The sequence below is a fragment of the Thalassospira lucentensis genome, assembly GCF_001613805.1.
GTDB classification, from domain to species: Bacteria; Pseudomonadota; Alphaproteobacteria; order Rhodospirillales; family Thalassospiraceae; genus Thalassospira; species Thalassospira lucentensis_A.
The window spans coordinates 303,841-330,245 of record NZ_LPVY01000021.1; the positions used below are offsets into that span (position 1 = coordinate 303,841).

24 protein-coding genes are annotated in these 26,405 nt (G+C 56.6%); 16 read left to right on the forward strand and 8 right to left on the reverse strand.

The annotated features are described in order from the left end of the window. Positions 1-82: 82 nt before the first annotated feature. The 4 genes from AUP42_RS17080 (at position 83) to AUP42_RS17095 (ending at position 3,869) form a co-directional block, all read left to right on the forward strand. Positions 83-301, forward strand: a complete 219-nt coding sequence (locus AUP42_RS17080; RefSeq protein ID WP_062952783.1) for a SlyX family protein — start codon at positions 83-85, stop codon at positions 299-301. 32 nt (positions 302-333) lie between these two features. Then, positions 334-1,539: a DUF3095 domain-containing protein gene (locus tag AUP42_RS17085; RefSeq protein WP_062952784.1), complete on the forward strand. Its 1,206-nt coding sequence runs from the start codon at positions 334-336 to the stop codon at positions 1,537-1,539. Between the two features lie 67 nt (positions 1,540-1,606). Beyond that, positions 1,607-2,560, forward strand: coding sequence for a LysR family transcriptional regulator (locus AUP42_RS17090; protein WP_062952785.1), 954 nt, complete (start codon positions 1,607-1,609; stop codon positions 2,558-2,560). A gap of 79 nt (positions 2,561-2,639) precedes the next feature. Next, the gene (locus AUP42_RS17095; RefSeq protein WP_062952786.1) at positions 2,640-3,869 is read left to right on the forward strand and encodes an MFS transporter; all 1,230 of its coding nucleotides are present in this window, start codon (positions 2,640-2,642) and stop codon (positions 3,867-3,869) included. A 63-nt stretch (positions 3,870-3,932) separates the two neighbouring features. On the opposite strand, the gene AUP42_RS17100 is transcribed toward AUP42_RS17095, so the two are convergent. Together AUP42_RS17100 and AUP42_RS17105 are read right to left on the reverse strand one after the other, a co-directional pair. Then, positions 3,933-4,856: an NADP-dependent oxidoreductase gene (locus AUP42_RS17100; protein WP_062952787.1), complete on the reverse strand. Its 924-nt coding sequence runs from the start codon at positions 4,854-4,856 to the stop codon at positions 3,933-3,935. Continuing rightward, positions 4,853-5,317 (reverse strand): ester cyclase, encoded by a 465-nt coding sequence (locus AUP42_RS17105; protein WP_062952997.1) that lies wholly within the window; start codon positions 5,315-5,317, stop codon positions 4,853-4,855. Before AUP42_RS17105 ends, AUP42_RS17100 begins: the two co-directional genes overlap by 4 nt. A gap of 97 nt (positions 5,318-5,414) precedes the next feature. Here AUP42_RS17105 and AUP42_RS17110 point away from each other — a divergent pair, with 97 nt between their 5' ends. From AUP42_RS17110 to AUP42_RS17120, 3 genes are all read left to right on the forward strand, one after another. Further along, positions 5,415-6,323 carry a LysR family transcriptional regulator gene (locus AUP42_RS17110; RefSeq protein WP_062952788.1) on the forward strand — a complete coding sequence of 303 codons (909 nt, stop codon included), beginning with the start codon at positions 5,415-5,417 and terminating at the stop codon, positions 6,321-6,323. Between the two features lie 78 nt (positions 6,324-6,401). Further along, entirely contained in the window at positions 6,402-6,884 is a 483-nt protein-coding gene (gene greB, locus AUP42_RS17115; protein WP_062952789.1) for a transcription elongation factor GreB, read from the forward strand. Positions 6,885-6,998: 114 nt separating this feature from the next. Continuing rightward, the gene (locus AUP42_RS17120) at positions 6,999-7,706 is read left to right on the forward strand and encodes a class I SAM-dependent methyltransferase (protein WP_062952790.1); all 708 of its coding nucleotides are present in this window, start codon (positions 6,999-7,001) and stop codon (positions 7,704-7,706) included. Positions 7,707-7,713: 7 nt separating this feature from the next. On the opposite strand, the gene AUP42_RS17125 is transcribed toward AUP42_RS17120, so the two are convergent. From AUP42_RS17125 to AUP42_RS17140, 4 genes are all read right to left on the reverse strand, one after another. Continuing rightward, positions 7,714-8,106: a VOC family protein gene (locus AUP42_RS17125; RefSeq protein ID WP_082824826.1), complete on the reverse strand. Its 393-nt coding sequence runs from the start codon at positions 8,104-8,106 to the stop codon at positions 7,714-7,716. Positions 8,107-8,191: 85 nt separating this feature from the next. Beyond that, entirely contained in the window at positions 8,192-10,696 is a 2,505-nt protein-coding gene (hrpB, locus tag AUP42_RS17130) for an ATP-dependent helicase HrpB (RefSeq protein ID WP_062952998.1), read from the reverse strand. A 74-nt stretch (positions 10,697-10,770) separates the two neighbouring features. Further along, positions 10,771-12,102, reverse strand: a complete 1,332-nt coding sequence (locus AUP42_RS17135) for a hypothetical protein (RefSeq protein WP_062952792.1) — start codon at positions 12,100-12,102, stop codon at positions 10,771-10,773. Next, positions 12,089-13,153 carry an O-antigen ligase family protein gene (locus tag AUP42_RS17140; protein ID WP_062952793.1) on the reverse strand — a complete coding sequence of 355 codons (1,065 nt, stop codon included), beginning with the start codon at positions 13,151-13,153 and terminating at the stop codon, positions 12,089-12,091. Before AUP42_RS17140 ends, AUP42_RS17135 begins: the two co-directional genes overlap by 14 nt. A gap of 80 nt (positions 13,154-13,233) precedes the next feature. On the opposite strand from AUP42_RS17140, the gene AUP42_RS17145 reads away from it, so the two are divergent. Beyond that, positions 13,234-14,598, forward strand: a complete 1,365-nt coding sequence (locus AUP42_RS17145; RefSeq protein WP_062952794.1) for an O-antigen ligase family protein — start codon at positions 13,234-13,236, stop codon at positions 14,596-14,598. Positions 14,599-14,886: 288 nt separating this feature from the next. Here AUP42_RS17145 and AUP42_RS17150 read toward each other — a convergent pair whose 3' ends face one another. Beyond that, entirely contained in the window at positions 14,887-16,893 is a 2,007-nt protein-coding gene (locus tag AUP42_RS17150; protein WP_197468308.1) for a GumC family protein, read from the reverse strand. A gap of 38 nt (positions 16,894-16,931) precedes the next feature. Further along, entirely contained in the window at positions 16,932-18,359 is a 1,428-nt protein-coding gene (locus tag AUP42_RS17155; RefSeq protein WP_062952796.1) for a WecB/TagA/CpsF family glycosyltransferase, read from the reverse strand. Positions 18,360-18,499: 140 nt separating this feature from the next. On the opposite strand from AUP42_RS17155, the gene AUP42_RS17160 reads away from it, so the two are divergent. The 8 genes from AUP42_RS17160 to AUP42_RS17195 are packed head-to-tail and all read left to right on the forward strand — an operon-like array spanning position 18,500 to position 26,370. Continuing rightward, positions 18,500-19,627: a glycosyltransferase family 4 protein gene (locus tag AUP42_RS17160; protein ID WP_062952797.1), complete on the forward strand. Its 1,128-nt coding sequence runs from the start codon at positions 18,500-18,502 to the stop codon at positions 19,625-19,627. Continuing rightward, on the forward strand, positions 19,620-20,816 hold the full coding sequence (locus AUP42_RS17165) for a glycosyltransferase family 4 protein (protein ID WP_062952798.1): 1,197 nt from the start codon (positions 19,620-19,622) through the stop codon (positions 20,814-20,816). The genes AUP42_RS17160 and AUP42_RS17165 overlap by 8 nt, the downstream gene beginning before the upstream one ends. Beyond that, positions 20,809-21,948 carry a hypothetical protein gene (locus AUP42_RS17170; RefSeq protein WP_062952799.1) on the forward strand — a complete coding sequence of 380 codons (1,140 nt, stop codon included), beginning with the start codon at positions 20,809-20,811 and terminating at the stop codon, positions 21,946-21,948. Before AUP42_RS17165 ends, AUP42_RS17170 begins: the two co-directional genes overlap by 8 nt. Continuing rightward, on the forward strand, positions 21,945-22,688 hold the full coding sequence (locus AUP42_RS17175; RefSeq protein WP_062952800.1) for a hypothetical protein: 744 nt from the start codon (positions 21,945-21,947) through the stop codon (positions 22,686-22,688). Before AUP42_RS17170 ends, AUP42_RS17175 begins: the two co-directional genes overlap by 4 nt. Continuing rightward, positions 22,673-24,151 carry a hypothetical protein gene (locus AUP42_RS17180; RefSeq protein ID WP_062952801.1) on the forward strand — a complete coding sequence of 493 codons (1,479 nt, stop codon included), beginning with the start codon at positions 22,673-22,675 and terminating at the stop codon, positions 24,149-24,151. The genes AUP42_RS17175 and AUP42_RS17180 overlap by 16 nt, the downstream gene beginning before the upstream one ends. Then, complete coding sequence (locus AUP42_RS17185) at positions 24,148-24,885, forward strand: glycosyltransferase family A protein (protein WP_062952802.1); 738 nt, start codon at positions 24,148-24,150, stop codon at positions 24,883-24,885. The genes AUP42_RS17180 and AUP42_RS17185 overlap by 4 nt, the downstream gene beginning before the upstream one ends. After that, positions 24,882-25,973, forward strand: coding sequence for a glycosyltransferase family 4 protein (locus AUP42_RS17190; protein WP_062952803.1), 1,092 nt, complete (start codon positions 24,882-24,884; stop codon positions 25,971-25,973). The genes AUP42_RS17185 and AUP42_RS17190 overlap by 4 nt, the downstream gene beginning before the upstream one ends. A 58-nt stretch (positions 25,974-26,031) precedes the next feature. Beyond that, the gene (locus AUP42_RS17195) at positions 26,032-26,370 is read left to right on the forward strand and encodes an MmcQ/YjbR family DNA-binding protein (protein ID WP_062952999.1); all 339 of its coding nucleotides are present in this window, start codon (positions 26,032-26,034) and stop codon (positions 26,368-26,370) included. The last annotated feature ends 35 nt before the right edge of the window (positions 26,371-26,405 follow it).

Sequence of the window (26,405 nt, forward strand, 5' to 3'; positions counted from 1 at the left end):
TGTTACGGTCCATTCCCTACTCCTGCCACAGGGACTGAAGCCCGGCAAGTTTTCCACCCGCAGTCAGAGCAAATACGCCAACATGAGCCAGCAAGACCCCGATACCCGCATCAACGAACTCGAAATCCATATTGCCCATCTCGAAAGCGCGATGCATGACATGTCCGACATGATCAAATCGCAGTGGGACCGGATTGATCTGCTGGAACGGCGCAACAAATTGATGGCCGAAGATATTAAACGGCTTGTTGATTTCCTGCGTACATCACCAGAAGATGATGCACCGCCGCCTCATTACTAAGGCGGCATAGTCCGGCCCTGCGAAACTGCGAGATGCCTGTGAACAATCCCTATCTCGACATCCCGGTTTTTAACGATTTCGCCAAGGTTCTTGATCCGTCAATCTATCACGAACTGCCAGATGACTGGTGGGTCGGCACATCCGATATTGCCGGATCGACCAAAGCCGTCGCAGCTGGCCGGTTCAAGGATGTCAACATGGTCGGGGCCTCGGTAATTTGCGCGGTAAGCAATGCGCTTGGCCATTCCGATTATCCCTTTATTTTTGGCGGCGATGGTGCCGGTTTTGCCTGCCCGCCCGATCATATTGATGCCGTGCGCGATGCCCTTGCAGCCACCGCGACATGGGCGAACGAAGCCCTTGGTTTTGATCTGAGGGTTGCCCTGATACGGATTGCCGAAATCCGGGCAACCGGGCGCAATGTAAGGGTGGCACGTTACGCGGTTTCACCGCCGGTTTCCTATGCGATGTTTTCCGGGCGCGGCATGAAATGGGCCGAAGACCGGATGAAACAGGGGAACAATCTCGTTGCCCCGGCCCCCGCAGGAACCCAGCCAAACCTTAGCGGCCTGTCATGTCGCTGGTCACCGATCAAGGCGACCAAGGATAGCGAAATCCTGTCGATCATCGTTCTGCCCGGCGAAGACCGACCTCTATTTGATATCTGTGCTGCCAAGCTGTTTGACATCCTTGATAGCAGCCCGCGAAAAAGCAGCCCGATCCCCGCTGCCGGACCCGCATTCAAATTCCCGCCATCGGGTCTGCGGCTTGAAGCGCTGGCAACGCGCGCACCAGGCGGATCGCTTTTCAAGGCATGGGCACAGGCGCTGTATATTTCCCTGATCGCGCTGATCCTGTTTAAAACCGGGAAATCCGTCGGCGGCTTTGATCCGGTGCGCTATCGCGACTATACGGCACTGAATACCGATTTTCGCAAATTCGGTGATGGACTGTGGATGACGGTCAATTGCACACCCGATCAGTCACGCGATATTGAAGACCTTCTGCTCGAAGCCGAACAGCACGGCGACATTCACTTCGGCGTGCATCACCAGAAAACCGCCCTGATGACCTGCATCGTACCATCCGTCACCAACGATGCGCATTTTCATTTTCTTGATGGCGGCGAAGGCGGCTATACCGCGGCAGCAACAGCATGCAAAACCAAAATGCAGAAAATGGCCGATGCCTTGAAACAGGCCAGACATGCATCAAATATATCGCCAGATCCAGCATGATGCTTTTCTTGCATCGTGAGTATAATTGCGCGATCCTTGTCGCTTCCAGCATCAAGGATGGATCGTTATGGATACCCGCGAACTTCAGGCATTGATTGCCGTGGCCGATGAAAAATCCTTTCATGGGGCGGCAGCCCACCTTGGCCTGACGCAGCCCGCCATCACGCGCCGCATCCAGCGCCTTGAAGAACGCATTGGCACACAGCTTTTTGACCGGTCATTGAAACCATTGCAACCGACCCCTGCCGGGCATCGTGCATTGGCCGAAGCCCGTGATCTTTTGCGCCGCCTTAACGGTTTCACCGAAAGCATCACCGGCAACAATGCCGTGACGGGCCCCTTCCGCCTTGGCGTCAGCCACGGGGCAGCGCCTCTGCTGGCGGCACGTGAACTGCGCGACCTGCACACACGTTTTCCTGACATGTCGCTTACGATCAAAAGCGGCTGGTCAAGCGAGCTGTTGCCGCTGATGCGGCGGGGTGAAATTGATGCCATGCTGTCGCTGGATGGTCCACATGGCACAATCGGTGGGACCGATGTCCGAGATATTCCGGCAAGTCTGCGCGCGCAAAAGCTTCTTGATGACCAAATCGTTGCCATCGGACCACGATCGGCCAAACACCACCCGAAAAACATTGCCGAACTGGCCGAACATCCAATGGTTCTGATGCCGGATGGCTGTACTTTCCGGGCACTTGGCAATGCGTGGGCGCGTCAGAACGGGGTGCAGTTCAAATCCGTGCTCGAAGTTTCCGCCCTTGAATTGCAGATCGAAATGGTTGCCGCCGGTGCGGGATACGGCATCATGGCACGGCGGTTCTGCATGCACAGTCCGGCGGCAAACCGCATTCGCATCCTTGATATTCCCGGCATGAACTGGGATATGGGGATCATGCTGATCCGCCGTCAGGCCAATACCGATCTTGATGATATCATTGATACCGTTGGCAAAATTGTCGTCGAAGCCGGAGCGATATCCGATCCGCTGCCAGATAATAATGCGCAAATGTTATCAACATAATAATCCGAATGAATTGGACGCATTGCGCCATCGCGTTCAAAATCGGAACAATTATTGAAATCCGCTCCGGAGTAGCCCGATGAGCCCCACTCTTCGCACCGCCAGATGGTTTCCCTGGCTTGTTCTTGTCGCTGGCTGTCTTGTCCTGGCAGTCAATCTTGGAATCCGACCGTCGCTTGGCCTGTTTATCCCCGATATGCTGACGGCCACCGGTTGGAGTGCTTCCACCTTTGGTCTGGCCTTTGCCATTCAGAACCTGATGTGGGGTGTTGCCGCCCCGATTGCCGGTGCCCTTGCCGATCGCTATGGCACAACCCGCACCCTGATCGGCGGGGCACTGTTTTATGCGCTGGGTCTGTATCTGATGGGGACTTCGACCTCCCCACTTGAACTGCATCTGACATCAGGCTTCCTGATCGGGGCGGGTGTCGGTGCGACCAGCTTCCCGGTCATTCTGGCCGCCATCAGCCGTACCTTCCCACCCAACAAACGCAGCTTCGCCCTTGGCCTGGCATCTGCCGGGGGCTCGGTCGGCCAGTTTATCATGGCCCCGACAACCCAGTTTCTGAATGACAGTGTCGGCTATGTGTCTGCCCTTGCAATCCTTGCCGTCATGTCAATGATCATCGTCCCGTTTGCCTTTGCACTTACGGGCAAGGCCGAGGCCCACGGCCCCAATTCGGGGGGTGTTGATCTTGGCCCGACCGGGTTGGTCGCGGCCTTTCACGAGGCGCGCAAACATCGCGGTTTTCTGCTTTTGAATGCCGGCTTCTTTGTCTGCGGCTTTCATATCGCTGTGATCGCAACCCACCTTCCGACCTTTACCCAGCTTTGCGGATTGCCCGGTTCGGTCGCGGCACAGGGACTTGCTATTGTCGGCCTGTTTAACATTGTCGGCACCCTGACGGCTGGTTGGGCGGGCGGCAAATGGCGCAAGAAATGGGGCCTGTCGTTTATTTACGGCATGCGCGCATTGGTCATTCTGATCTTTATGATTGCACCCAAAACGGCTGAGACCATCTGGCTGTTCTCGGCGGTGATGGGGGCCTTGTGGCTGTCAACCGTGCCGCTCACTAGCGGCATCATCGTGCAGGTTTTCGGCCCGCGCTATATGGCAACGCTGTTTGGCATTGTCATGCTGTCCCACCAGATCGGTGCGTTCTTTGGCGCGTGGATGGGTGGGGTCATCTTTGATCTGACCGGCAGTTTCGATGGCGTCTGGATCGCTTCCATCGCGCTTGGCATCTTTGCCGCCCTCGTGCATATGCCGATTGACGACAAAGCCCTTCGGGTTGAAGCCAACGCCTGACCAGTGACGATCTCAGAAAACAAAAACCGTGACACAGACAGTCTGCGTCACGGTTTTCTCATATTAAACCATCGTCACAATGATCTTGCCGCGCACCCGGCCCGATGCTTGCCGGGTAAAGGCATCGCCGAACTGATCGATTGGCACGGTCCGGTCGATCAGGACCTTCACTTTATTCTCGTGTATCGCTGAAACAACCCGCGCCAACCGTTCCCCGTCAGACATATGAAACACAAACTGCGCATTGACATTGTGCGCATGTGCCAATGCCTCGTCCGGCGGGGCAACAAGCGATAGCAACCTGCCGCCGCTTCGCAGAACTCCAAACGATTTTTGCTGTGTTTCGCCGCCAATGCTGTCGATCACCAGATCGATGTCCGAAAGCATTTCAGCAAAATCGGCATGACGATAATCAATCACCTGATCTGCGCCCAATGTCCGCGCAATGTCGATCCCGTCCCCGGATGCGGTTGCAATCACGCGCGCGCCGGCCGCACGGGCAAACTGGATGGCAAAGCTGCCCACCCCGCCTGCCCCGGCATGGATCAGAACGGTCTGCCCGACACCAAGATCGCCCATCTCGAACAGCACCTGCCACGCTGTTCCCGCCGCCGTCGGAATGCCTGCGGCCACTTCAAGCGGCATGTCTTCAGGTAGCTTCACAAGGTAATTTGCCGGAACACAGGCGAACCCGGCAAAGGCACCACCTGCGACCGGATCAAGCCGGGCAATAACCTTGTCACCTTTCTGCCAGCCGATCACATTTGCGCCGACGTCCTCGATCATCCCGGAAATATCTGATCCCATCGTGTATCGGAATTCCAGCGGGAAATAGCCCTGCAACACGCCGCTTTGCAATTTGACATCCAGCGGATTAAGAGCTGCTGCTCCCACCCGGACCAGCACGTCCTCCGGGCCGATTTCCGGTGTGGCAATATCGCGGATGACAGGTGCCGTATTGTAATCATCAAGTCTGACGGCTTTCATTGCGAGGCCTCCTGATCAGTGATTGGCCATGCGCCCACCTGATACAACCAGCCAAGCCAGTCTTCCAGATGCCACGTATGGGTCACTTTGCCGTTTTCGACATAATGGAATTCGTGGATCGGCATGCGAAATGCCCTGCCTGTCGGCGCAATCCCGAACCATTCGCCTGAATGCGTGCCGGTGATTTCGGCGCGCACGGCAACCCGGCCCGGTCCGCCAATCATTTCGTGGACGATGATTTTCACGTCTGGAAAGGCAGCCTGAAACGCCCTGATCAGCGGCTTCATGCCGTCGCGTCCCGGTTCCTGCCCGGGGGCCAGCGGGATATCCTGCCAGTCGCTGCAAACCGCCTCATCCAAAAGGTCGGCACCTTTGCTGAAAGCCCGGTACAGTGCTTCGATGGCGTTGCGATCCGGGTCTGATACCCCGGTAATCGCGGGCGTATTAATTTGATCCGTCATTTTCATTTCCCATTCAGGATTGCTGGATATGGGGAAATGCTACCGACCCTCTCGACATACTTGAAATCAATATAAAATATGTGACAACATCCATCTCATGGATTTACATGGCATCGACCTCAATCTTCTGGTGGCCTTCGACGCGCTGATGAAAGAACGCAGCGTCACGCGTGCGGGCATACGTATTGGCCGTACTCAGCCAGCCATGAGTGCCGCACTATCGCGGCTGCGCGGATTGCTTAATGATGAACTTTTCATCCGAAGCCCGGGCGGGTTACAACCAACCCCACGCGCCCTTGATCTTGCCGAACCACTCGGTCATGCGCTCGCCGAAATTCAGCGCACGCTTGATTTCACCCAGACATTCGATCCGACGACCTCAACCGCGACCTTTTCCGTCGCACTTTCGGATCACCCGACCTTTAGGGTCCTGCCGGTACTCCTTGATGCCCTACGTCAAAAGGCACCGGGCATCACGCTGCGGATCGGTAACTTCACCGCGCGGGATGACGCCATTACCCTGCTTGACGCGGGGGAAGCCGACCTAACGATTGGCGTCTCCCCCACGGCAAGCGGGCGCATACTGACCCGACCACTGTTTTCGGAAGACTTCGTTTGCGTTCTGCGCCGTGACCACCCAGCAACCAAGGCACCGCTGGATCTTCCGGCTTTCCTTTCGCTATCGCATTTGCTGGTATCACCGGAAAATGACCGCTTTGGTCTGGTGGATGCGGCACTGGCAAAAATGGGCCATAAACGCCGCCTTGCCGTGACCCTGCCAACGATGTACGCCGCCCCGCTTGTGATTGCACGCTCCGACCTGATCGCAACCCTGATGGCTGGCGTCATTCCAGCGTCTGGCCAGGACGATGCTCTTGCCATTCGATCGCTTCCCTTCGATCTTGATCCGATCGGCTTCACCATGTCTTGGCATCGCCGCAATGATGTCCATCCCGCACAACGCTGGCTGCGCGATTTTGTCGCGGGCCTGCCGCTTGATGGATAACAAGACGCCCGGCATCTGCTACACCGCCGACCCAAATCGCCTCTTTCCCGCGGCGCAGCGTTAAGCTAAAACCCGCTGATGGACAGACCGATTTACATGACCCCCGAAGGGCTCGCAGCCCTTCGCTCAGAACTTGATCACCTGTGGAAGAAGGAACGGCCCGAAACCGTTGCCGTGGTTTCATGGGCGGCAGGCAATGGTGACCGGTCGGAAAATGGTGACTACATCTATGGCAAGAAACGCCTGCGCGAAATTGATCGCCGGGTGCGCTATCTTCGCAAACGGATCGAGGACGCGGTTGTTGTCGATCCGCACGAACAACCCGACCACAGCCGGGTCTTCTTTGGTGCCACGGTCACCTATGTGAATGCGCGGGACGAAGAAGTCACCATCCGCATCGTTGGCGAGGACGAGGCCGAAAGCCTCAAAGGCAAAATAAGCTGGATTTCCCCCGTCGCGCGCGCCCTGATGAAAGCCGGTGTCGGTGATGTGGTGACGCTACGCACGCCAGCGGGCGAGGACGAGCTTGAAGTCCTCGAAATCAGCTATCCGAAAAGCTAAACACGTTCGTAAATTGTCGCTGTATCAGCCACACGCGACCGTCACGCATTGCTTTTCCAACACGCCCAACAGCCAACATTCTCCAAATTGCACCAGCCACTAACGGAGCCCCAAATGTCTAATGGATGGAATGAATCTGCTGATGCATGGATTGCGGATAACTCCGGCGATGGGGATTTCAGCCGCCAACATGTCCTCGACCGCCCAATGCTTGAGCGCATTAACAAACAAAAATTTGCCACTGCACTGGACATCGGCTGCGGTGAAGGACGTTTTTGTCGCATGCTTTCCAACCTAGGTATCGCCGCCACCGGCATTGATCCCACAGAACGCCTGATCGAACATGCCCGATCCTGTGACCCAAACGGCGCATACTATGTTCACTATGCTGAAAAGCTCGATCTCCCCGATGGAGCATTCGATCTTGTAATCAGTTATCTTAGCATGATCGATATTACGGATATTGATGCTGCTGTTTCTGAAATGGTGCGTGTTTTACGTCCTGGTGGCACCTTACTCATTGCCAATCTGAACAGTTTCAGCACAGCCGCAACGCCGACAACTTGGGTAAAAGGTGACAATGGATCCGAACATTTCTGCCTTGATCGCTATATGGAAGAGCGTCCGGAATGGGTTCAATGGCGCGGCATTCGTATCAAAAACTGGCATAGACCCTTTAGCCGCTATATGAAAATTCTGTTATCTCACAATCTTGTACTGCGCCATTTTGACGAACCATTGCCCGGCTCTGAACATGGCGGTATGTACGAACGATACTACCGGGCCCCTTATTTCCACATCATGGAATGGGAAAAGCCGTAACCGGATGTCATCCCCCGGTCAGGGCGATTTCATATCCGTCCGGATCACGGACAAAGAACTGATGCGTGCCGTCCTCAAGCTCCGTCACCGGCTCTGGCTTGAACCCGGCATCGTTTATCGTGTCAAACATGCCGTCGACATCATTGCATTCCAGATACCAGACCAGCCCGGCAAAGGATGGTCGCATCCGGCGCTCTTCATGCGAAACACCGCCATGCGCGGCCAGCATCAAACGGATTCTGGTATCCCCGTCACCTGCCTCCAGCATCGCCCAGACCGGTTGCTCATCCAGATCGGACAAGGTACGCGCCACCACCTCAAACCCCAGCAAACGGTAAAAATCGATGCTGCGGTTGATCTCGGCAACGTTTAAAAGCGGTGTGGCGGCTGTGATCATCATGATCCTGTTAAACGCAAAATCGAGGCACGATTATGCCCGCCTGCGTCAAATGCGTATAGCCCTGCCACGCGACCTGGTCTTATCCTTACATCCGGCTTTTGACCCGCCGGGTCGGTTCGGCCTGCAACGGATCGTCGGGCCAGTAATGTTTGGGATAACGTCCCTTCATCTCGGCCTTGACCTGCGCATAGGAGCCTTTCCAGAACCCGACCAGATCAGACGTTACCTGAAGCGGCCTTTGTGCTGGCGACAGCAGATGCAACGTCACCGCCACCTTGCCCCCGGCGATTTTGGGGGTTCCGGTCACGCCAAACATTTCCTGCAACCGGACCGGAAGTGCCGGTGTTTCAGCACTATAATCAATGCGGATGTGTGATCCGGTCGGCACGGTCCAGTGGGTCGGTGCCAGACGATCAAGCTCTTGGCGCCTGTTCCAGTCAATGCCCGATACCAATGCCTCGGCCATATTGACCTGTTTAAGCTGGCTGCGTTTATTGATCCCGCCAAGATATGGCATCAGCCAATCCTCAAGCGATGCCAAAAGCGCATCATCGCTCATGTCGGGCCAGTTTTCCGGATCGACCCGATGCAGGAACGCGATCCGTTCGCGCAGTCCCTCGGCCGCCTTGTCCCAAGGCAAACAATGCAGGCCAAGACGACGAATGCCTTCGATCATCGCGGTCGCAATCGCATCCGATCCGGCCTCGTCACGGGTGGTCTTTTCATCAAGCACCAGCGCCCCGATCCGCCGTTGCCATCGTGCCTGCACTGCATCGCTTTGCACTTCCCAGAAGACCTCTGTTCCTTCGGAAATCTGATCGGCAAAATGGGTTTCAAGATTTGCGCGCGACAAAGGTGCGGCAAGGTAAATCCGTGCTTCGCGCGCCTGCCCGTCAAGCTCCGCCACCGCGATATAGGGTTCGTTCGCCAATGCATCGTCATTGGCCAGTATCCCGCCACGCCCGCCCGACAGGCGATACCGCGCATCCGTACCCTTGCGTCGTTCGCCAATCCGGTCGGGATAGGCAAATGCCAGAAGCAACCCGACCTGATCCGCATGATCTACAGGGCCGACCTCAATGTTGCCTGCGTCGGACGCCACTTCTTTCTTTGCGACCTCACCCAGTCGCCCTGCAAGCTGTCTTGCGGCTTCCGTGATCATTTTTGGGGCCTTGCGGGCCAGAATCGCCTCGACCCGAAGCCTTAAATCCACCCCACGCCCGCGCATGAAATCCCGATCCGACAAAAGTGCTGCCAGCGCACAGGCAACCTCGCCCAGTCCAAGGCGCGCGCCACGCAACATCATATGTGCCAACCGCGGATGCACTGGCAATCCGGCCATCGCAGTTCCCATTGGCGTGATCCGGTTAGCATCGTCAATCGCCTCAAGCCGCCGTAACACATCACGTGCCTGTTCGATCTTTGCCCCGTCGGGCTGATCCAGCCACGGCAGGCTTGCCGGATCAGACACGCCCCAGCGGGCGAGCTCCAGCGTCAGTGGCGCCAGATCGGCATCGGCAATTTCCGGCGTGGTAAAAGGCGGACGGGCGCGATGTTCGGCTTCTGCCCACAGGCGATAGCACACGCCTGGCTCCAATCGTCCGGCACGACCGCGACGTTGTTCGGCACTGGCCTGCGATGATTTGACCGTCACCAGCCGCGTCATGCCCGATGCCGGGTCAAATCTTGGCAAACGCTGCAATCCGCAATCGACCACCACCCGAATGCCATCAATCGTTAATGACGTTTCGGCAATCGCAGTCGCCAGCACCACCTTGCGCATGCCATCGGGTGCTGGCTCAATCGCAATATCCTGTGCCCTGGTTTCCATCGCGCCATAAAGCGGCGCAATGATCACCGATGGATCAAGCCCGTCTTTCAACGCCGCCTCAACCCGCGTGATTTCCCCCTGCCCGGGCAGGAAGGCCAGGATCGACCCGCTTTCGTCGCGAAGTGCCAACCGGATCGCCGCCGTCATTTCCCGATCAATCCACGCATCGGGGCGGATCGGGATATATTTTGTTTCAACCGGAAAAGCGCGGCCTTCGCTGGTGATCACCGGGCAACCGCCCATCAGGGCCGCAATCGGATCGCCATCAAGGGTTGCCGACATTACGACAATGCGCAAATCATCGCGAAGGGCGGCCTGCGTTTCCATCGCTAATGCCAATCCCAGATCGGCATCAAGCGACCGTTCGTGAAATTCATCAAAAATCACGCAGCCAATGCCTGACAGTTCCGGGTCATCCTGGATCATGCGCACCAGAATACCCTCGGTCACGACCTCGATCCGGGTTCTGGCGGAAACCTTGCTGTCAAATCGCACGCGATAGCCGACTGTCTCGCCGACGCCCTCGCCCATCAACTGGGCCATCCGGCGCGCTGCCGCCCGCGCGGCAAGCCGCCGAGGTTCGAGCATCACGATCTTCTGATCATTCCGCCATGCACTTTCCAGCAACGCCAAGGGAACCTTGGTCGTTTTCCCAGCCCCCGGCGGGGCCTGCAAAACCGCATTGGTACCGGTTTCCAGCACGGCACAAAGGTCGGGCAGAACAGCATCAATCGGAAGGACGGGAAAGGCTTTGGGCATGAACGGCTTTCTGATTTCTGGTTTGGGGCCGGTATCTGCCCCGGTTATTTCCCAAAATGCGCAAACGGGCAAGGTTACGTGTCGCTGGCAATCGCCTCAATCCGCCCCGCCTTCAGGATAATTCCCCGCTCCCCGCCAATCCGTTGCAGGGTTTTAAGCCCCCGAGTCAGGCGATAAAGCGCTTCCATATCCCCGCTTACCCGCATTTTCTGCGCTTCAATCCGGGTCACTTTAAACAGTTCGCGAAATGCATCCTCGGAAAGCGCAAGAAGGGCTTCCTCCTTCTCCAGCCGGGCCGGATCCGGATGTTCGAAAACCAAGGGTTGGCCAGGGTTGAGTGCTTCTGTCATCGTGGTCTTTTCTATCACAATCGACAATGCCCAGACCATCCATGCCTGCGTCCAGCGCATGTAATTACGCCGATCCACACCAAACCGCCAGCGCCCGGCATAAAAAACTCCGCGCTTGGCATCAAACAATGCATCACAGACCCAATCTGCAATTTTCTGTGCTGCTGTCAGTTCACCAAACCGGCAAAGTGTCGCTATGGCTTGTGCCACCGCATGACAATCCACATAACCTTCCCGCCCGGCAAAGCTGCGCGGATGGCCATTCGCATCAAAGCATTCCGCGCGATAAAACGCATATCCGCGCATGATAGCGTCATCCAACCCGACCATCCCGGATGCGCGGAACCGATCAAGAAGATCAAGGATGTATCCGGTATGAAAGCCATCAACAAAACGATGATGCACCCGCGTGCCATATTCCCAGGCCCCATCGGGCCGCTGTGAGGTCAAAACCCGCGCAACCGACTTCTGGCTCATCTCATTATCAGGATCAATCCGATGCAATGCCCACGCTGACCAAAGGCTGGCATTGTGGATTTCGGCATTCCCTTGGTCGACATAGGCAAAATATCCCTCTCGCCAAAGCCCACGCATAAACCCCGCCGCACGTTGCATCACCGGATCGGTTGAGGACATACCCCGCTCCATTAGCGCATCAACCGCAAAGCTCGTGACAATCGCATTGGACGCACCGCGCGCCACATAAAAGGCGCGCGCCTGCCACGCAAACGGATATCCCCAACCACCATCCTCGTTTTGCATCTGGTAAAGCCTGCCCGCCACATTGCAAAGCCGCACGCCGTCGGCGGTACCCAGAAGCAACGCCAATGTTTTCGGGTTTTGCAATGCGGGAATCATCGCGATGTGGCGCAGTGCCCGTGGCCCACGCTTTATCGCCTGCAACCACACCAGCCGCGCCATACGAAACCGCCCCAAACCACTTACCCGGAACAATCGGCTTTCAAGCCCGTCAAACGGATCGGCCCCGGTAAAATCGGCGGCAACAATCGCAACCATCACCCGATCGCGCACGGCGATCAGATCATCGATTTTCAACTATGCCCTCCCGCATCGCGATCCCGGCGGCCATCCCGCAACAGATCAGGTAATGCCCGTATGAAAGCGTATTATCCGTCACCATGGTTACAGCTACCGATGCCAGAATACAGACAGCCACCCGTGAACCCCGCACAAGCCATATCAGCATCCCCCAGCCCATCACCCAAAGAATTATACCGATCAATCCCGTCTCGAAAAGGATGCGGAAATGGTCGTTATGCAGCGCGCCAAAAGCCGCTGCAGATGGCAACCGCTGCAAAACTGCCTCTACACTTCCCGCGCCAAAACCAAGCCACTGCTGAACGGTGTCAGCCTGTAACCAATCATCCCAAAACATCTGCCAGAACGCCAATCTCCCGCTGCCATGGGTCATCAGGAGACGCGGCAGCCAGATAGCTGCCATCACCAAAGCGCCGAGCAAAACCGGTATCCCCAAAAGCCAGGTCATCGCATGCGAAAGCCGCACACGCCCAAGTAGAACAATCACAAGTGCCAGAACCGCAATCCGCGTCTGACTCAACAAGACGGCGATGCCGCTGATCGCACCGATGACACCACGTGCAGGCCGCGCCATCACACAGGCCAGCACAAACAACCCCAGAAACAAAAACGGGTGATTAAGCCGCCATCCCTCGTGCGTTGCCTGAAAAACACTGGCAACCGGCAGATAAACCGCAAGTGCGGGTACAATGACGCGCAAACACTCCCGCCCGAGACAAATCCCGCAAACCAGCCCCAGCGGCAGAATCAAAATATTGCCGATCAGCCGCAGCTTCTCGTCACTATCACCATTGCCAGCCCCGACAATTGCGATCAACCCACACAGCAAAAGGCAGGCGACCAATCCATCGCCCGTCAATCGGGCCCGGAAAACCAAAGGAAATACCCAAATACCCCAGAATCCGATCAAAACAAGCTTCGCCGCCATCCCACCAAACCCGGTCAGCCAAAGGGATATCAGCATTGCGAAGGTACCCGGCAAGATGACGGATATAGAAACACCCTTTAATGGCGCGGCCCTGCCCGATTTCAGGTTTAGCTCGGCCATAAACATCTCCACCCGAAACTGGCCCCGCCACACCACAGGACAAACCCGAAAAACTCCGCTATCGTGATCAGCTTGAAATCATGGATATTTTCGGAACGCTGATGCAGCGACTGGTGCCATTTTGCCTGACATCCCAGATCGTTCTGGCCCCGATCATGCTGGGCAGTGCACGACCTTGGGCGATAGCGGTTCTGACCATCCTGACCGGCATCGGGTTGCTGGCGGCGGGATGGTTCGGCCACGCGAAACTGACCCGCCCGATCAAACAGGTTGGCATTGCCGGGGCTCTCCTGTCTGTATGGCTGGCCGTGCAGGCCGCACCGATTTGGCCAACGCAGCCTGCCCCGTTCAACACATCGCACCTTGCCCTTTACCCAACCGCCTTCCTGCCAATGATCGGCAGTGTTTTGTGGCTGGTCGGTGTCTATGCGATGGCCGCCGGATGCGCGCAAATGCAAGGTAATCAATTCACCCGCATAATCGCATGGGCCGTGATAATTGCGGCAATTCTGCAAGTCGCACTTGCCTGTCTTGCCGATATCTTCTCGTTTGAAAGCACCTATTGGTTTGCCAAGCAGGCCCATCTTGGTGACTGGACCGGAAGCTTTGCCAATCGCAACGCCTTTGGCGGCCTGATGACGATTGCGGCGATCTGCGCCCTTTACCTTTTCTGCGCCAACGTCACGGCCACAATCGGAAGCCGGATTGATCACGCGGCTGGCTGGATCGCACTTGTGCTGATTTTCACATCCGCCCTGTTCGCCAGCCATTCGCGAAGTGCGGTTCTCACACTGGCGATTGCCCTCATCACCTTTGCAATCATGCTTCGCCCAAAAGCAGACCGCCTGCTGCCACGCATCACCTATCCCGTTCTTGTCGTAGCCTGCGTTACAACCGCCCTGATCGTCATCGCCATGCTCATTCCCGATCTTGGCAATCGCTTTGCCGAACTGGCCCGCCCCGATCTGATCCAGCGCGATGAGGCATGGCACACTGCCATCATCGCCATATCCCATCGCCCATTTACCGGCTTTGGCCCGAACGCGATTGCGCTGGTGATGGATCATTTCGCAACCCTTGACCTTAACCGCAAAGCCGCATGGTTCAGCAGCCATAATTTATGGCTGGATGCCGCCCTCATCTTTGGCATTCCCGCAACGCTAGCGATGGCTGGTTTTATCCTGTATCGGCTGACACGCACTTTCCGAGCAGCCGAAAACCGTCTGGATCGAACGCTTATGATCAGCCTTGCGGCTCTGGTCGGTATCATGTCCAGCATCGGCTGGGTCGCGTCGATGCCTGCACTCATTCTGCCCTTCCTGTCCCTTCTGGCCGTACTTGAAGCAAGGCCGAAATTACAAAGCCGCGCAGCATCACAATATCGTAACGATCCCCGGCAATCCGTGCGGCCCGATCCAGTTCTTCGCCAATCGCCTGCGGATTAAAATCTTGTTGCTGCGCCCGTGCCAAAGCCCGAAGCGACATCAAAACCGGATCAAACGGCGCATCCAAAAGCTCCGCACTCGTCAATATCTCTAAAGCCATCCAGTCGCCTGATTTAAAAGCCGCCGTTACCGCGTGCTGCTTTGCGTAATCGGCAAATCCATCCCCATCACGCAAAGCGGCCTCGATATCCGGCACATTCCGCAATGCCGCCATCTCCGCCCCAAGGCGACCCAAACCGATCCCGATCAAAACCAGCCCGGCAAATATAGGGGTTCGGCGAAAACGCATCAGGCGTCCTCCGCCCTGTCGGCATTGTCCCGACCATACGCCGGTCTGCCCCGTGTGGCAGCCAGGACAAGGCCATCGGGCACCAACCCGGCGGCGTTCAACTGACTGATCGCATCGCGCACATCACGGCGTTTGCTGTAACCACGGCGCAGCACCAGCAACCGTGCATCCGCCGCCCCCATCAGCAGTATCGCATCGGCCACCGATAAAACCGGCGGAGTATCAATCACGATCCGGTCATAACGACCGCGCAGATGATCCAGAACATCCCGTAATCCATTCTGAAGCAAGCCGGTCGCAAAACTTCCCGGTACGGACGCCCGCGCACCGATATAGTCAAAGGATTCGTGATCTTCCCCGCTTTGAATAGCGTCCTCCAACGTCCCGTCACCGGCCAGAGCCGCCGTCAAATCCGACACGTTGCCGACACGCGCAAATCCCGCTGGGTGGCGCAGATCGCCATCAAGCAGAATAGTCTTCATCCCCGCAGTCGCAAAGCTTGTCGCAAGATCACGCGCCAGTCTGCTTTTGCCCTCGCCCGGCACAGCCGACCCGATGCAACTGACATGGGCGCGGCCCGCATGCACGCGCGTTTTGGCAAGGATATTGATCAAAACCGCCAGATGGCCAACCGCTTCCTCCATCGAAACCGCACTGGCAAAGGGGTCATCAACTTGGGGAGTCCGAGCATAAAGCGGAATACCAAACCGGTCTTCCAAATTCCCGTCATCATGGATCGCCTGATCGAAATAGTGTCTTAGCATCCCCGCAACAACAGCGGCAAAAAGCGCGACCAGAACTGCCGCCATCCACAAATCGCGCCTAGTCGGAAACTCCGCCGTTTCAGGCAGGCTTGCGGCCTGCATCACCGTCACATCACTTTGAAATGCAGCCAATGCGATACGAAGTTCCTGCTCCGTTGTGCCAAGCTTGTCGGCTTCGCTGCGCATCAGTTCCACCGCGCGCAAAAGGGCGGCCTGCCCCTGTGCCTTTTCATGGCGGACAGTCAATTTTTCCTGCCAGTCATCACGCTGGCTTCTGATCACATCATATTGTTTTTGCGCATCTCGCAGATCAAGCGCGATCTTCTCTGCCGCCACCAACACGGCGTCGCGCAGATGCCGCTGCACGGTTTCAAGTTCGCGATGAACAGCAATCATCGCCGGATGCTTGGGACCGTATCGCTGATCCAATGCCGCATGATTTCGACGCACCTCGTCATATTGCCCAGAAAGCCTTCGAACCGTTTCATTATTGGCAATCGGTGGCAGGGCCAGAAGGGCATCAATCGACTGCGCATTCTTACGCGCATCTGCCATCAGGCGTGCCCGTTCCAGATCACGCCGCGCAACCTCCAGCATGCCATTCAATTGATAAATCCGGTCCAGCATCAAACGGCTTTCATCGGGTTCGATAAAGCCTGCCTGCTGCTGCCACGCCGAAAGATCGGTTTCGGCCTGCGCCAGCTTTGCGTTCGCGGCCAAAAGCTGTTCGGACGTTTCCATCAACCTCGCGCGAAGTCCCTGTTTGCGTGCACTTTCGCGCTGCCAAAGGTAACTGTCGATAACAGCATTCAGGATTTTCTGGCTTTGCGCCGCATCATGATCGGTCACACTAACCTTGATCACGGACGCATTGCCAATGCGCACCACCTCGATCCGTGATCGCAGGGCACCAAGTACGCGGTTATCGCCTGCTTCATTTCCTTCACTTCCGTCAATCGCGGGCACGATCTGAACGCCCTCACCGCGCAGGACCGAAAGTGCGATTGCCAGTACTTCATTCCCGCGAAGCTCCGCCATTGCGGTTTCCAGATGCTGCGCGACCCCGCCCCCGTCTATCGGGGTATCTTCGCGATCGATCACAAAGGCAATTTCGGCCACCGAACGATAGGTTGGCATCAGTCGGGGAATAAGAGCCGCGGCCACCATCAACACCGCAACAAAAACCAGCATCACAATCCCGCGGCGCTGCCACAGCACCGCGAACAGATCGATCAACGTCAAGTCTGTATCCTTGTCGGTTTGCAGTTGATCCGAATGCCTCATCGCGGGCTGACCGACGGCTGTTCAATCCAGTCCGACTGATCGGTATCTGCCCTTTCTTCCGTAAGGCTCGTGTTCCAGCTTTGCGCCGCCGCCGGGTCCCATTGCCTGTAATACATGCTGAAACGAATTGGCAAAAAGGGCTGAGGTGGCTTTGATATCGATCCGGGACTGGTATTGTCGGTTGTCTCTGAAGCAACGGCTTGCGCACGATATCCCGCATCAAAAAACCGCCTTGAGATTTCAGGCATCGTTCCTGCTGCCATCGCGTCACGCATCATGGGTTCGGGATACATTGCCACCACCCGAAGCACTGCCTTCATAACGATCAATTCCATCAGAAAACTGCCTGTCCCGCCGGACATGAGCATCTGCGTCAATGCCAGAACCCGATCCAGAACCAGCAAGACCATCCTGAAATCCTCTGGCCCCAGATTGCCTTCGCTTGTCACCACATCCCGCCCCAACAATCTTGCAATCAGGGCATCGACCGTATCGTCAATTTCCACAGTGTCGTTTTCGGATAGCTGATCGGTCAGGAATTGCATGATCTGGCTTGCATTTGCCTCGGCCGCTTCGATTTCAGGTGGGGGTAAAACCACCTGTCCGCTGGCATCGGCGGGTGTCAACACAAGCCAGATCGCAAATCCGACAATCACGACCCAACCTGCGGCGCGGTAAAATCGTCCAGCCCATGCCCGCAAGATTGCCGGAATGATACCACCGGCAAACCGCCAAAGCCCGCGGCCATACCGTGGCCCCATCGTGCGCGGTGCCATGGCAATGCGCCATGCAAATTCCAGCCCGCATCGCTGCATCATCGCCGGTGCCCGCCTGATATCACCGGCCAGCACATCAAAAGCCCCCCCAACCCCCATGATAAAACGGCATCCCGTTTTCGGCCCGTAATTCACCACAAACGCATCCTTGCGCGGACTGGGAAGGGCAACAAACACCACGTCCGCACCGCTGGCCCGAACCTTTTCGGCCAGTTTGGCATCATCGGGGTCGTAACCGTGATGGACCCCGGCAATGATCAGTTCGGGAAAATCGCGGCGAAGGCGTGCTTGCACGCGATGCAGAACATCATCACGGGCGCCTAGCAAAAAGACCGAATGTCCCGCCGCCTCAAACCTTGGCAAAAGGCTTTCCATCAAATCAATGCCGGTCACCCGTTCGGGCACCGCAAGGCCCAGCAATCGGCCCGACCAGACAATCCCCATCCCATCCGCCGACAGGCAATCGGCCTGCGCCAAAACACGCCAAAGACCGCCATCCCGACACGCTTGTGCGAATTTGACCGCATTTAACGACAAATGGCGGAAACAGCCTTCTTGATGGATATTGGAACAGATGTGATCGGCCAATGACGCCTGCCTGCGCAGATCAAGCATCAGGCCGAAAAAGTCCCCTCGGTCGCTGGTCATCCCCGCCGCTCTCTCCCCAATGTCCCTTTATGTGATGGCTGCAATTGTTCGCACCCCGACAACCATCTGACAAAGCATTGAAATTCAAAGTAACTTATGATTGTTTTGTCATCAAGACAAACACCAAAGAGTGATGGCGCGTGAAGGTCATTCTGCTTACGAATATCGTTCCGCCCTACCGGCAACGCGCCTATGGCATGTTGGCCCGCCTTGTTCATGCCTGCAACCCGGCCCGCAATCCAGATGGCGACTTCCACGTCACCTGCACCCACCGTCACGAACCGCAACGCGCATGGCCGATGCTGACCGGCGATTTCGCCCAATCAATCCTACCCGGCATCAAAATCCCGCTTGGTGAAAACCGGACGATCCCGATTAATTTCGGTCTAATCCGCGCCCTTGACGCCGCCCGGCCTGATGTCCTGATCCTTGCCGGTTTCGGACTGGCACACTGGCAGGCACATCTTTATGCCCGCCGACACAATATTCCGACCATTTTACAGTTCGATGGTTGGGCCGGATCGGACGCCACCTATCAAAACCGTCTTCGCGATTGCATCCGGAAAACGATGATGGCGCATGCCAAAATCTGCATTGCCACAGGGGAAAATGGCCAAGACTGGTTTGTCGAATCCGGCAAGGTCAGAAACAATATCCTGATCGCCCCGATCCCGCCTTCCTTCAAGGCTCCCAATCATCTTCCCAGCTTTGATGACCGCCCCGTCGATCTTTTATGGTGCGGAAGGCCGACATTATCCAAGGGCTTCGAAACCTTCCTTGAAATTGCAGCCGGGCTACACCGCCAAGGCCACGCAAAGCGTATACAAATCGTCGGGGCCTGCGACCAGAACGACCTTGCAAACCGGCTTGCGGGACTAGGTCTGAGCAAGGCCACCTACCATATGCCAGAAATCCCCCCGGCGAAATTGCCCGGCATCTATCAGCAGGCCAAACTCTGCCTCCTGCCCAGCCGCAATGATGCCTATGGCGTCACCGTGATCGAGGCCATTGCATGCGGCACAGTCGCCCTCGCAAGCAACCGGGTCGGCTGCGTTCCCGATATTCTCGGCACCGCCGAAATTCTGCCTTGTAACATCGTGCCCGCATGGATGACGGCCTGCGCGCGATTGCTAAGTGATCGCGCCGCATGGCAGAAAACCCAAGCCCGGCAGCATTCCCGCATCGCCAACAACACCCCCGCCCATCACGCCGAAACCATCTTGCGGGCTTGCAAGATGGCAACCAGCGCGGAGGTGCCTGATGCATAACCGCGTTTTGGTCAGTAATGCCCCGGTCTGGATGATTGGCCGCAATGACCAGCTCCGCATTCTCGCCGCCCATCTAGCACACCATAACCGGCTGGTCCGCTGGGACAGTTTCTGGCGTCATGACGGTAGCGGTTTTCTCACCCCGCCGGCCCGGCGGGTGGAACCACATCTTTCCACTGTTCCCGGCCGACACCTCTTGCCCGATATTCTGGGAAAGCTCGCACAAAAGCTTCATCTTCCCGCGCGAAACCTCTATTCTGATCTGCCTCTGTCATGGCTGGCGCGTCTCCATATGCCCGATGCCCGTATCCTCCACGGTCAGGGAAATTACAGCCTTCCCGCCATGCGAGCTGCCCGTGCGCATGGCATGACGATCATTTTGGATGTCACCGGCCAGCTTGCCCCGGTCCGCTATCGCCAGCTCGCCGACGAATATCACCATCACGGTTTGCGTTATCGCGAGATATCAAACTTCCTTGCCCGCCGCCGCATCGCAGAAGCCCGATTTGCCGATGGCGTTTTTGCACCCTCCAACGTGGTTGCCGCCGGACTTGAAGAATGCGGCATTGATCCGGCACACATTCATCTGGTGCCCTTTGCGTCCGGCCTGTGTTCTCAATTGGTCAAAGTCGAACGAACGACACAAAATCCCAGCATCACCCGCCTTCTCTATATCGGCAATATCTCGATTGCCAAGGGCATCCGAATTTTGATCGAAGCCTTCCGTGCGCTGCGCACCCGTCATGGGCCTTCCATCACGCTTGATCTGATCGGTGCGGCACAGCCCTGTGCGTTCGCCTATCTTTCCAAACTGCCGCAGGGTTGCGTCTGGCACGGTGCAATGCCACAGGCGAAGCTTGCCGAGCACTTGCTCTCCGACGATATATTCGTCTTCCCCAGCCTGTCCGAAGGCAGTAGTCTTGCCGTGCTTGAAGCCATGGCGGCTGGCTGTGCCGTGATCACGACCCCAGATGCCGGAATCCCAATTACCCATCAAAAAAATGGGCTCCTGATCCAGCCCCGCGATAGCAACGCTCTGATTGACGCCATCCAGGCCCTGCATGCCGCCCCGGCACGTGTTCAGGCACTTGGCGTCGCCGCCCGCGACCTGATCGCAACCAATATCACCATGGATTACGGCACTCGATCCGAAGCCGCCTATGAAAGGGTTCTTGCCCACCATGCATAGGTTCCGCACGTATATTTATCCGCTCTGGATGCTCTCAGCCAATCTGATCACACGCCTTGGCGGTATGATCATTCTGCTTTTGATCGGCCATCATTTCGCCCCCGATCAGTTAGGGGCCTATTTCGCGGCCGTTGCCACCATCGGCCTTGCCGTAACCATCGCGCAGGCCGGATGCGGCCTGCTTCTGATCCGGCTCTATCAGGCAAACCAGCGCCGCGCCGCCTTCGCCCTTTGCGCGCTTCGCCTCACACTTGCTATCGCGGCAACCGCGTTTGCCGTCATCATGACAGACATCCCCCCATCGCCGATCCTTCTGATGCCCATGGTCGCGGCTCTTGCCCCGGACTGGATCATCACGGCACGCGGTCAGCTTTCCAAAATCGCCCTGATCGCCGTTCTAGGACAAATCGCCGGGATCACCGTCGCTTTCGTTGCCATCGTCACCCAAAGCAATCTGGCCCTCTTTGCCATCGCACCAGCAATCTCACTGGCAAGCCTGATCGCTGGAGCCTTGCTTGCCCTTCGCAGTCATGCCACTCACCCAACTGCCATAACCAAAATCACCCACAGCCAGATGATCAATCTGATCGGCTTCACGCTGCTGGCTGGCGCACTCCCCAATCTTGATTTCGTGCTGCTCGACCAAACCCTGCCCGACGCAGCGCACGCCAATCTGATGCTGGCCCAACGCATCTTCCTGATCACGGCGGCGATCATCGCCAGCATTTCGGCGGCATTATTTGCCAAAAAGCAGGCCGGGCTGCTCCGCGATATCTGGCTGATCGCACCACCACTTGCCATGACTGCAATACTTCTGATGCTGCCCGAAACGCTTGCCCTGCTTTTTTACGGCACTGTCAATGTCGACCTCGTCGCCTTGTTGCGCACAGGGGCCTTCTGGCCCGTGCTGCTTGCGATGGTCTCGCGTCAAATCCTGATATCGCAGGAAACCGAAAACCAGTTCTTCCCCGGCTGGATTTGCCTTGCTCTTATGGTTGTCTCAGGCGTGCTTCCTCCGGCTTCCCCTCATGAAACCGATGCTGTGATCATTATGCAGCTTCGCCTGAGCCTTTGCCTGCTCCTGATCGCGATATGTCACCGCAATCCCATTTTGCGGAACAAACCGGCATGAAGAAATTGCAGGCCGAAATCATCAATAACCGCCTCATCACCGGCCAGTATGGTGATATCCGTTTTGGACCATGGGGTTTTGAATGCTCTGATCGGCACTCTTTCGTCACACTCAGCGATCAATGCCGCAACACACGCCAGATTGGCGATCACTGGCAACTGGCCGAAGGCGACTGGGCGCTTGATTACCAGACAAGCCGGATTGATCCCGTAACGCTTCGCATCCGGGCAACACTCTCCGCTCGCCGCGATGGGCTGTTACAGGATGCCGTCATCCGGCTGATCTTTGACAAACCCACCATTCAATCCGGCGAAATTGCCGGTCGCAAATATCACCACACCGACAGTGACAGATACCGCCTGCATCCCGTCCGCACCGTCCGACTGATGGGAACCGATGGCACAATCATTTCCGTCACGCTTGATCGTTATGACGGGGCCGGTCGCTTTACGCCTTACATTTATCTGCGTGATCGCGGCGATCACTGGATCATTCACGCCCGCCTGCTGCCAATCGGTCCGGTTGATCACGTCTGGTTGCGCTGGGCCAACCGATTGTTCACCCTGTCCGCCCCGGATTGGCTGGCGCATCTGGTCTGGAATTTTCCGGGTGGCAAAGCTGCTTTCTGGCGCTTGCGCGAACGACTTGGCCGACGCTGTCCCGAAATACAGGCAGTCCCGCTTAACAGGCTGAAATCAAGTCAGTCCCTGATGCTGGAGGTCACATGTCGCTTCGCTTAGGCCAATCGGATTTGCACGAACGCTGCCTTCGCCTTGCCCGGCTGATCGCGGATCAACTGGCCGATCAGCAATGCGAAAATGGCGATTTCCCCCAGCACAGCTTTTACGCCAAGGCCTATGCCGTCGCCCTTTGGCAAAACCTTGGTGACGATCACTACACGCCACAAATTAGGGCGGCCGTCAATGCGCTGAAAACCGAAATTCAGGACCACCGTTATCATCGCGAATTCATCGAATACGCACTGGAAAACTGCCCGGACATAAACGCCGAAACCTGTAATGCCATCTTGCGAAACTCCCCATACCAATCGCCCAGTGTCGCAAACTGGCACATCCTTGCAATGCGTATCCGCCAATCCGGTTCATGGCGGGATAAACTGCGTGCAAAACTGGACTGGCTTTATACTCGTACCCGCTTCTGGCGCGCACCGGTCTTCATGGACCGCCCCGGCTGTTTTTCCGCGCAATATCATGCCTTCTGCGCCGCCTTGCTGACCGATAGCCCTATGCCAGCCCAACGCAAAATCGCGGCGAAGGCCACTGATCTGATTGCCCGACTTTGCGCAACAACAGGCATCCCCAACCTTGTCGGGCGCGGTGCCGGACAGAGCTTTGGCGCAACGACCGCCCTTTATGCCCTGCTCAAACACGGCTATCGCGCTGAGGCCGAAGCCATCCTGTTTCGCCTTGAACAGACCTTGCTGCAAACCGAAACATTGTCGCTCAACCTGCTTGCCCCCAATCCTTTACCAGATGATCCCGGCCCGGATAATCCACAAACACCGGGCTGGTACAGCTATAACCGGCATTACGATTATCTGGCTTTTACCGGCTTCTGGCTGCTGCGCGCAGCAATCGATAGTTCGCCCGAACATGCGCCAACAATTCGCGCCAATGCCGATTTCCTGCTGATCCACGACACCGATCATTATCACGCCCGCATGTGCCTGCGCGGAAAGTCGTCCTATCATATCACGACCGCGCCGGTGCTGATCACAAACGGTCATGTGTTCCTGCCTCCCACCGGCGGCGAAGAGGACTTTTCAAGCCTTTATGGCCCGGCATCACTGCCACTTCCGGCCTTTGCCGGTCAACAGGCGTGGAGCACCTTCACATCCGGCACGATAAGCGATAGCACCGCAAAGATCACATTCAGGCTGGCAGGTCGCCGGGGCCAGCGCGACATCACATTCAACGAGAACGAAATTGTCATCCATGATCAGGTCGATACAGACAGCCGATCCAACCTGCATCTGTTCCGCCTGCTGGTCCCCGCCGGTTTGGCCTTCGAAAAACCCGGCGAAAACCGGATTGATTTCCCCGATTTGAACCTCCACCTGATCGCGGACCATCCGCTCCATATCACCGATGATAGCCTGTTTGCCGTAACCGGCCCGGTCAGAACGATCTTTGTCCCGAACCAAGGCACCGCAACACTTCGCATCGTCTGGAGACCCTCATGACCAAGGATGATGCGATCACCATGATCACCACGGTTCGGGATGGCGATGCCTTTCTGGAACGCTATTTTGCCAATCTTTACAAAATTCTCCGCCCGCAGGATGTTGCCATCCTTGTCGATGATGGTTCGGTAAACCCGGTCATCCTTCCCGGCCAAGCAACAAGAGTCAAACTGATTTGCTGCCCCCCGATTGGCAGGGGAGCCGCCCTTAATCTTGCCATTTCCAATGCGACAACCCACCTGATTGCCATTCAGGATATCGATGATGTGTCTCACCCGGATCGCCTGTCGATACAGGCCGCCTTTCTCATGGATCGTCCAAACGCCCTTGCCTTCGCCACAGGACAGGAAACAGCCACACCAAACGCCCGCAACCCGTGGCAACAAATCCCGGCCACACGGCTTTATCGCAGCAACCCGCTGCATCACTCGTCATTGGCGTTTCATCGCGATATCTGGGAAATGGCCAGTGGCTATGACCCGGTACTGCCGTGCTGCATCGATCTTGATTTTTATCTACGCGTCGCAAGCCTGCCCATGACCTCCATCTGGCAGTTTCGCCGACAATTGATTACGCGAAACACTAATCCCGAGACACGCCATTTTGCCTCCATCCCCGACCCGGTCTATCAAGAAACTTTACGCATTGTTCTGGCCCGACATCGCCGGGCTATCGCGCCACCACATTGGATGCGCATTTTCGATCTGAAACGTTTGTCGGGGATTGGCCGATGACGAAACCACCGCGGATCATTGCCTTGGTGCAACTGCCCCCGCCGATGCACGGGGCGGCAACCATGAATGAACGGGCTTTGGTCGCGCTTCGCAAAATCTGTGATGTGACAGTGCTTGAAATGCGCTTTGCCAAAAATCCCCGCGATATTGCCAGGATGAGATTGGGCAAACTGGTTATGGCTCTGGGACTTTGGCTAAAACTATTGCTCGCACTCCGGCGAAAACCCGATGCACTTTATGTCTGCTTCGCCCCAACTGGGGGCGCGTTTTATCGCGATTGTCTTTATGTGATGACGGCCAAAATCCTTGGCATCGCAACCATACTGCATCTGCATGGCCGTGGATTGCAAACCGGGCGCAGCCAATGGTTAATCGCATTTTTGCAACGCCATGCCTTTGCCGGGCAAACCGCCATTATTCTAGGCAAGGCGTTGCGCAATGAAATTGATGGCCTTCAATGCCGATCAAAAATCATCGCCAATTGCCTGCCCGATACGGCCTTCATGATCGATCACGACCCGATCAGCACCATAACGCCGCGTATGCTTTATCTATCAAACCTTTTTCGCAGCAAAGGTATCGATGATGTGCTGGCGGCCTGTGCAATCCTCAAACAGCGTAATATCGATTTCGCGCTTGATATCGCAGGCGCCGAAGGCGACCTCTCAACCTGCGAACTTGCACAATTGATCCGTAATTTGAACCTTTCGGATCACTGCCACTATCATGGTCCGGTCGATGCGGATATCCGCACCGAACTTCTATCCAACGCCAACCTTTTTCTGTTTCCGTCACGCTCCCCGAACGAAGCACAACCTCTTGTCGTGCTCGAAGCCATGGCCGCAGGAGTTCCCGTCATCAGCTCCGCAATCGGAACTTTGGTTGATATCGTTCGCGATGGCGAAACCGGCCGCATCTGCCAGCCCGGCAATCCGGAAATGCTGGCAAATATTGTTTCAGATGCCCTGATCCAACCAACCAAATCCCACGAAATGGCGCGGGCTGCAAAGGCCTTTTGCAACCAGAACTTCCGGACAGATCGGTTTGAGAAGGAACTTCAACAACTGATCAAGGAAATCATTTCTTGATCTCTTTAACCACGCCGGCCCAAATATCCAGCAAGCCTTAATCGTGAAAGATACCGTCATGACCCGCGATGAATTCAACACATTTTGCAAATCTCTGCCGGTCACAACCCATGTTGTGCAATGGGGCGGTGCGGATGTCTGGAAGGTCGGCGGCAAGGTCTTTGCGATTGGCGGCTGGACCAAGGGTCATACGCTTGGCATTACCTTCAAGGTATCCGACATCGCCTACGAGGTTTTAAAGGAACAACCAGGTTTGCGCCCTGCTCCGTATCTTGCCTCGCGCGGGATGAAATGGATCCAGCATTATGACGCACCGGGACTTGATGATGCGAGCCTGCGTGACCATTTGGCAGCATCCCACAAAATCGTCTCGCGCGGCCTGACCAAAAAGATGTAGCGCGAGCTTAATCTGTATCAGGAATAAACGGCGCG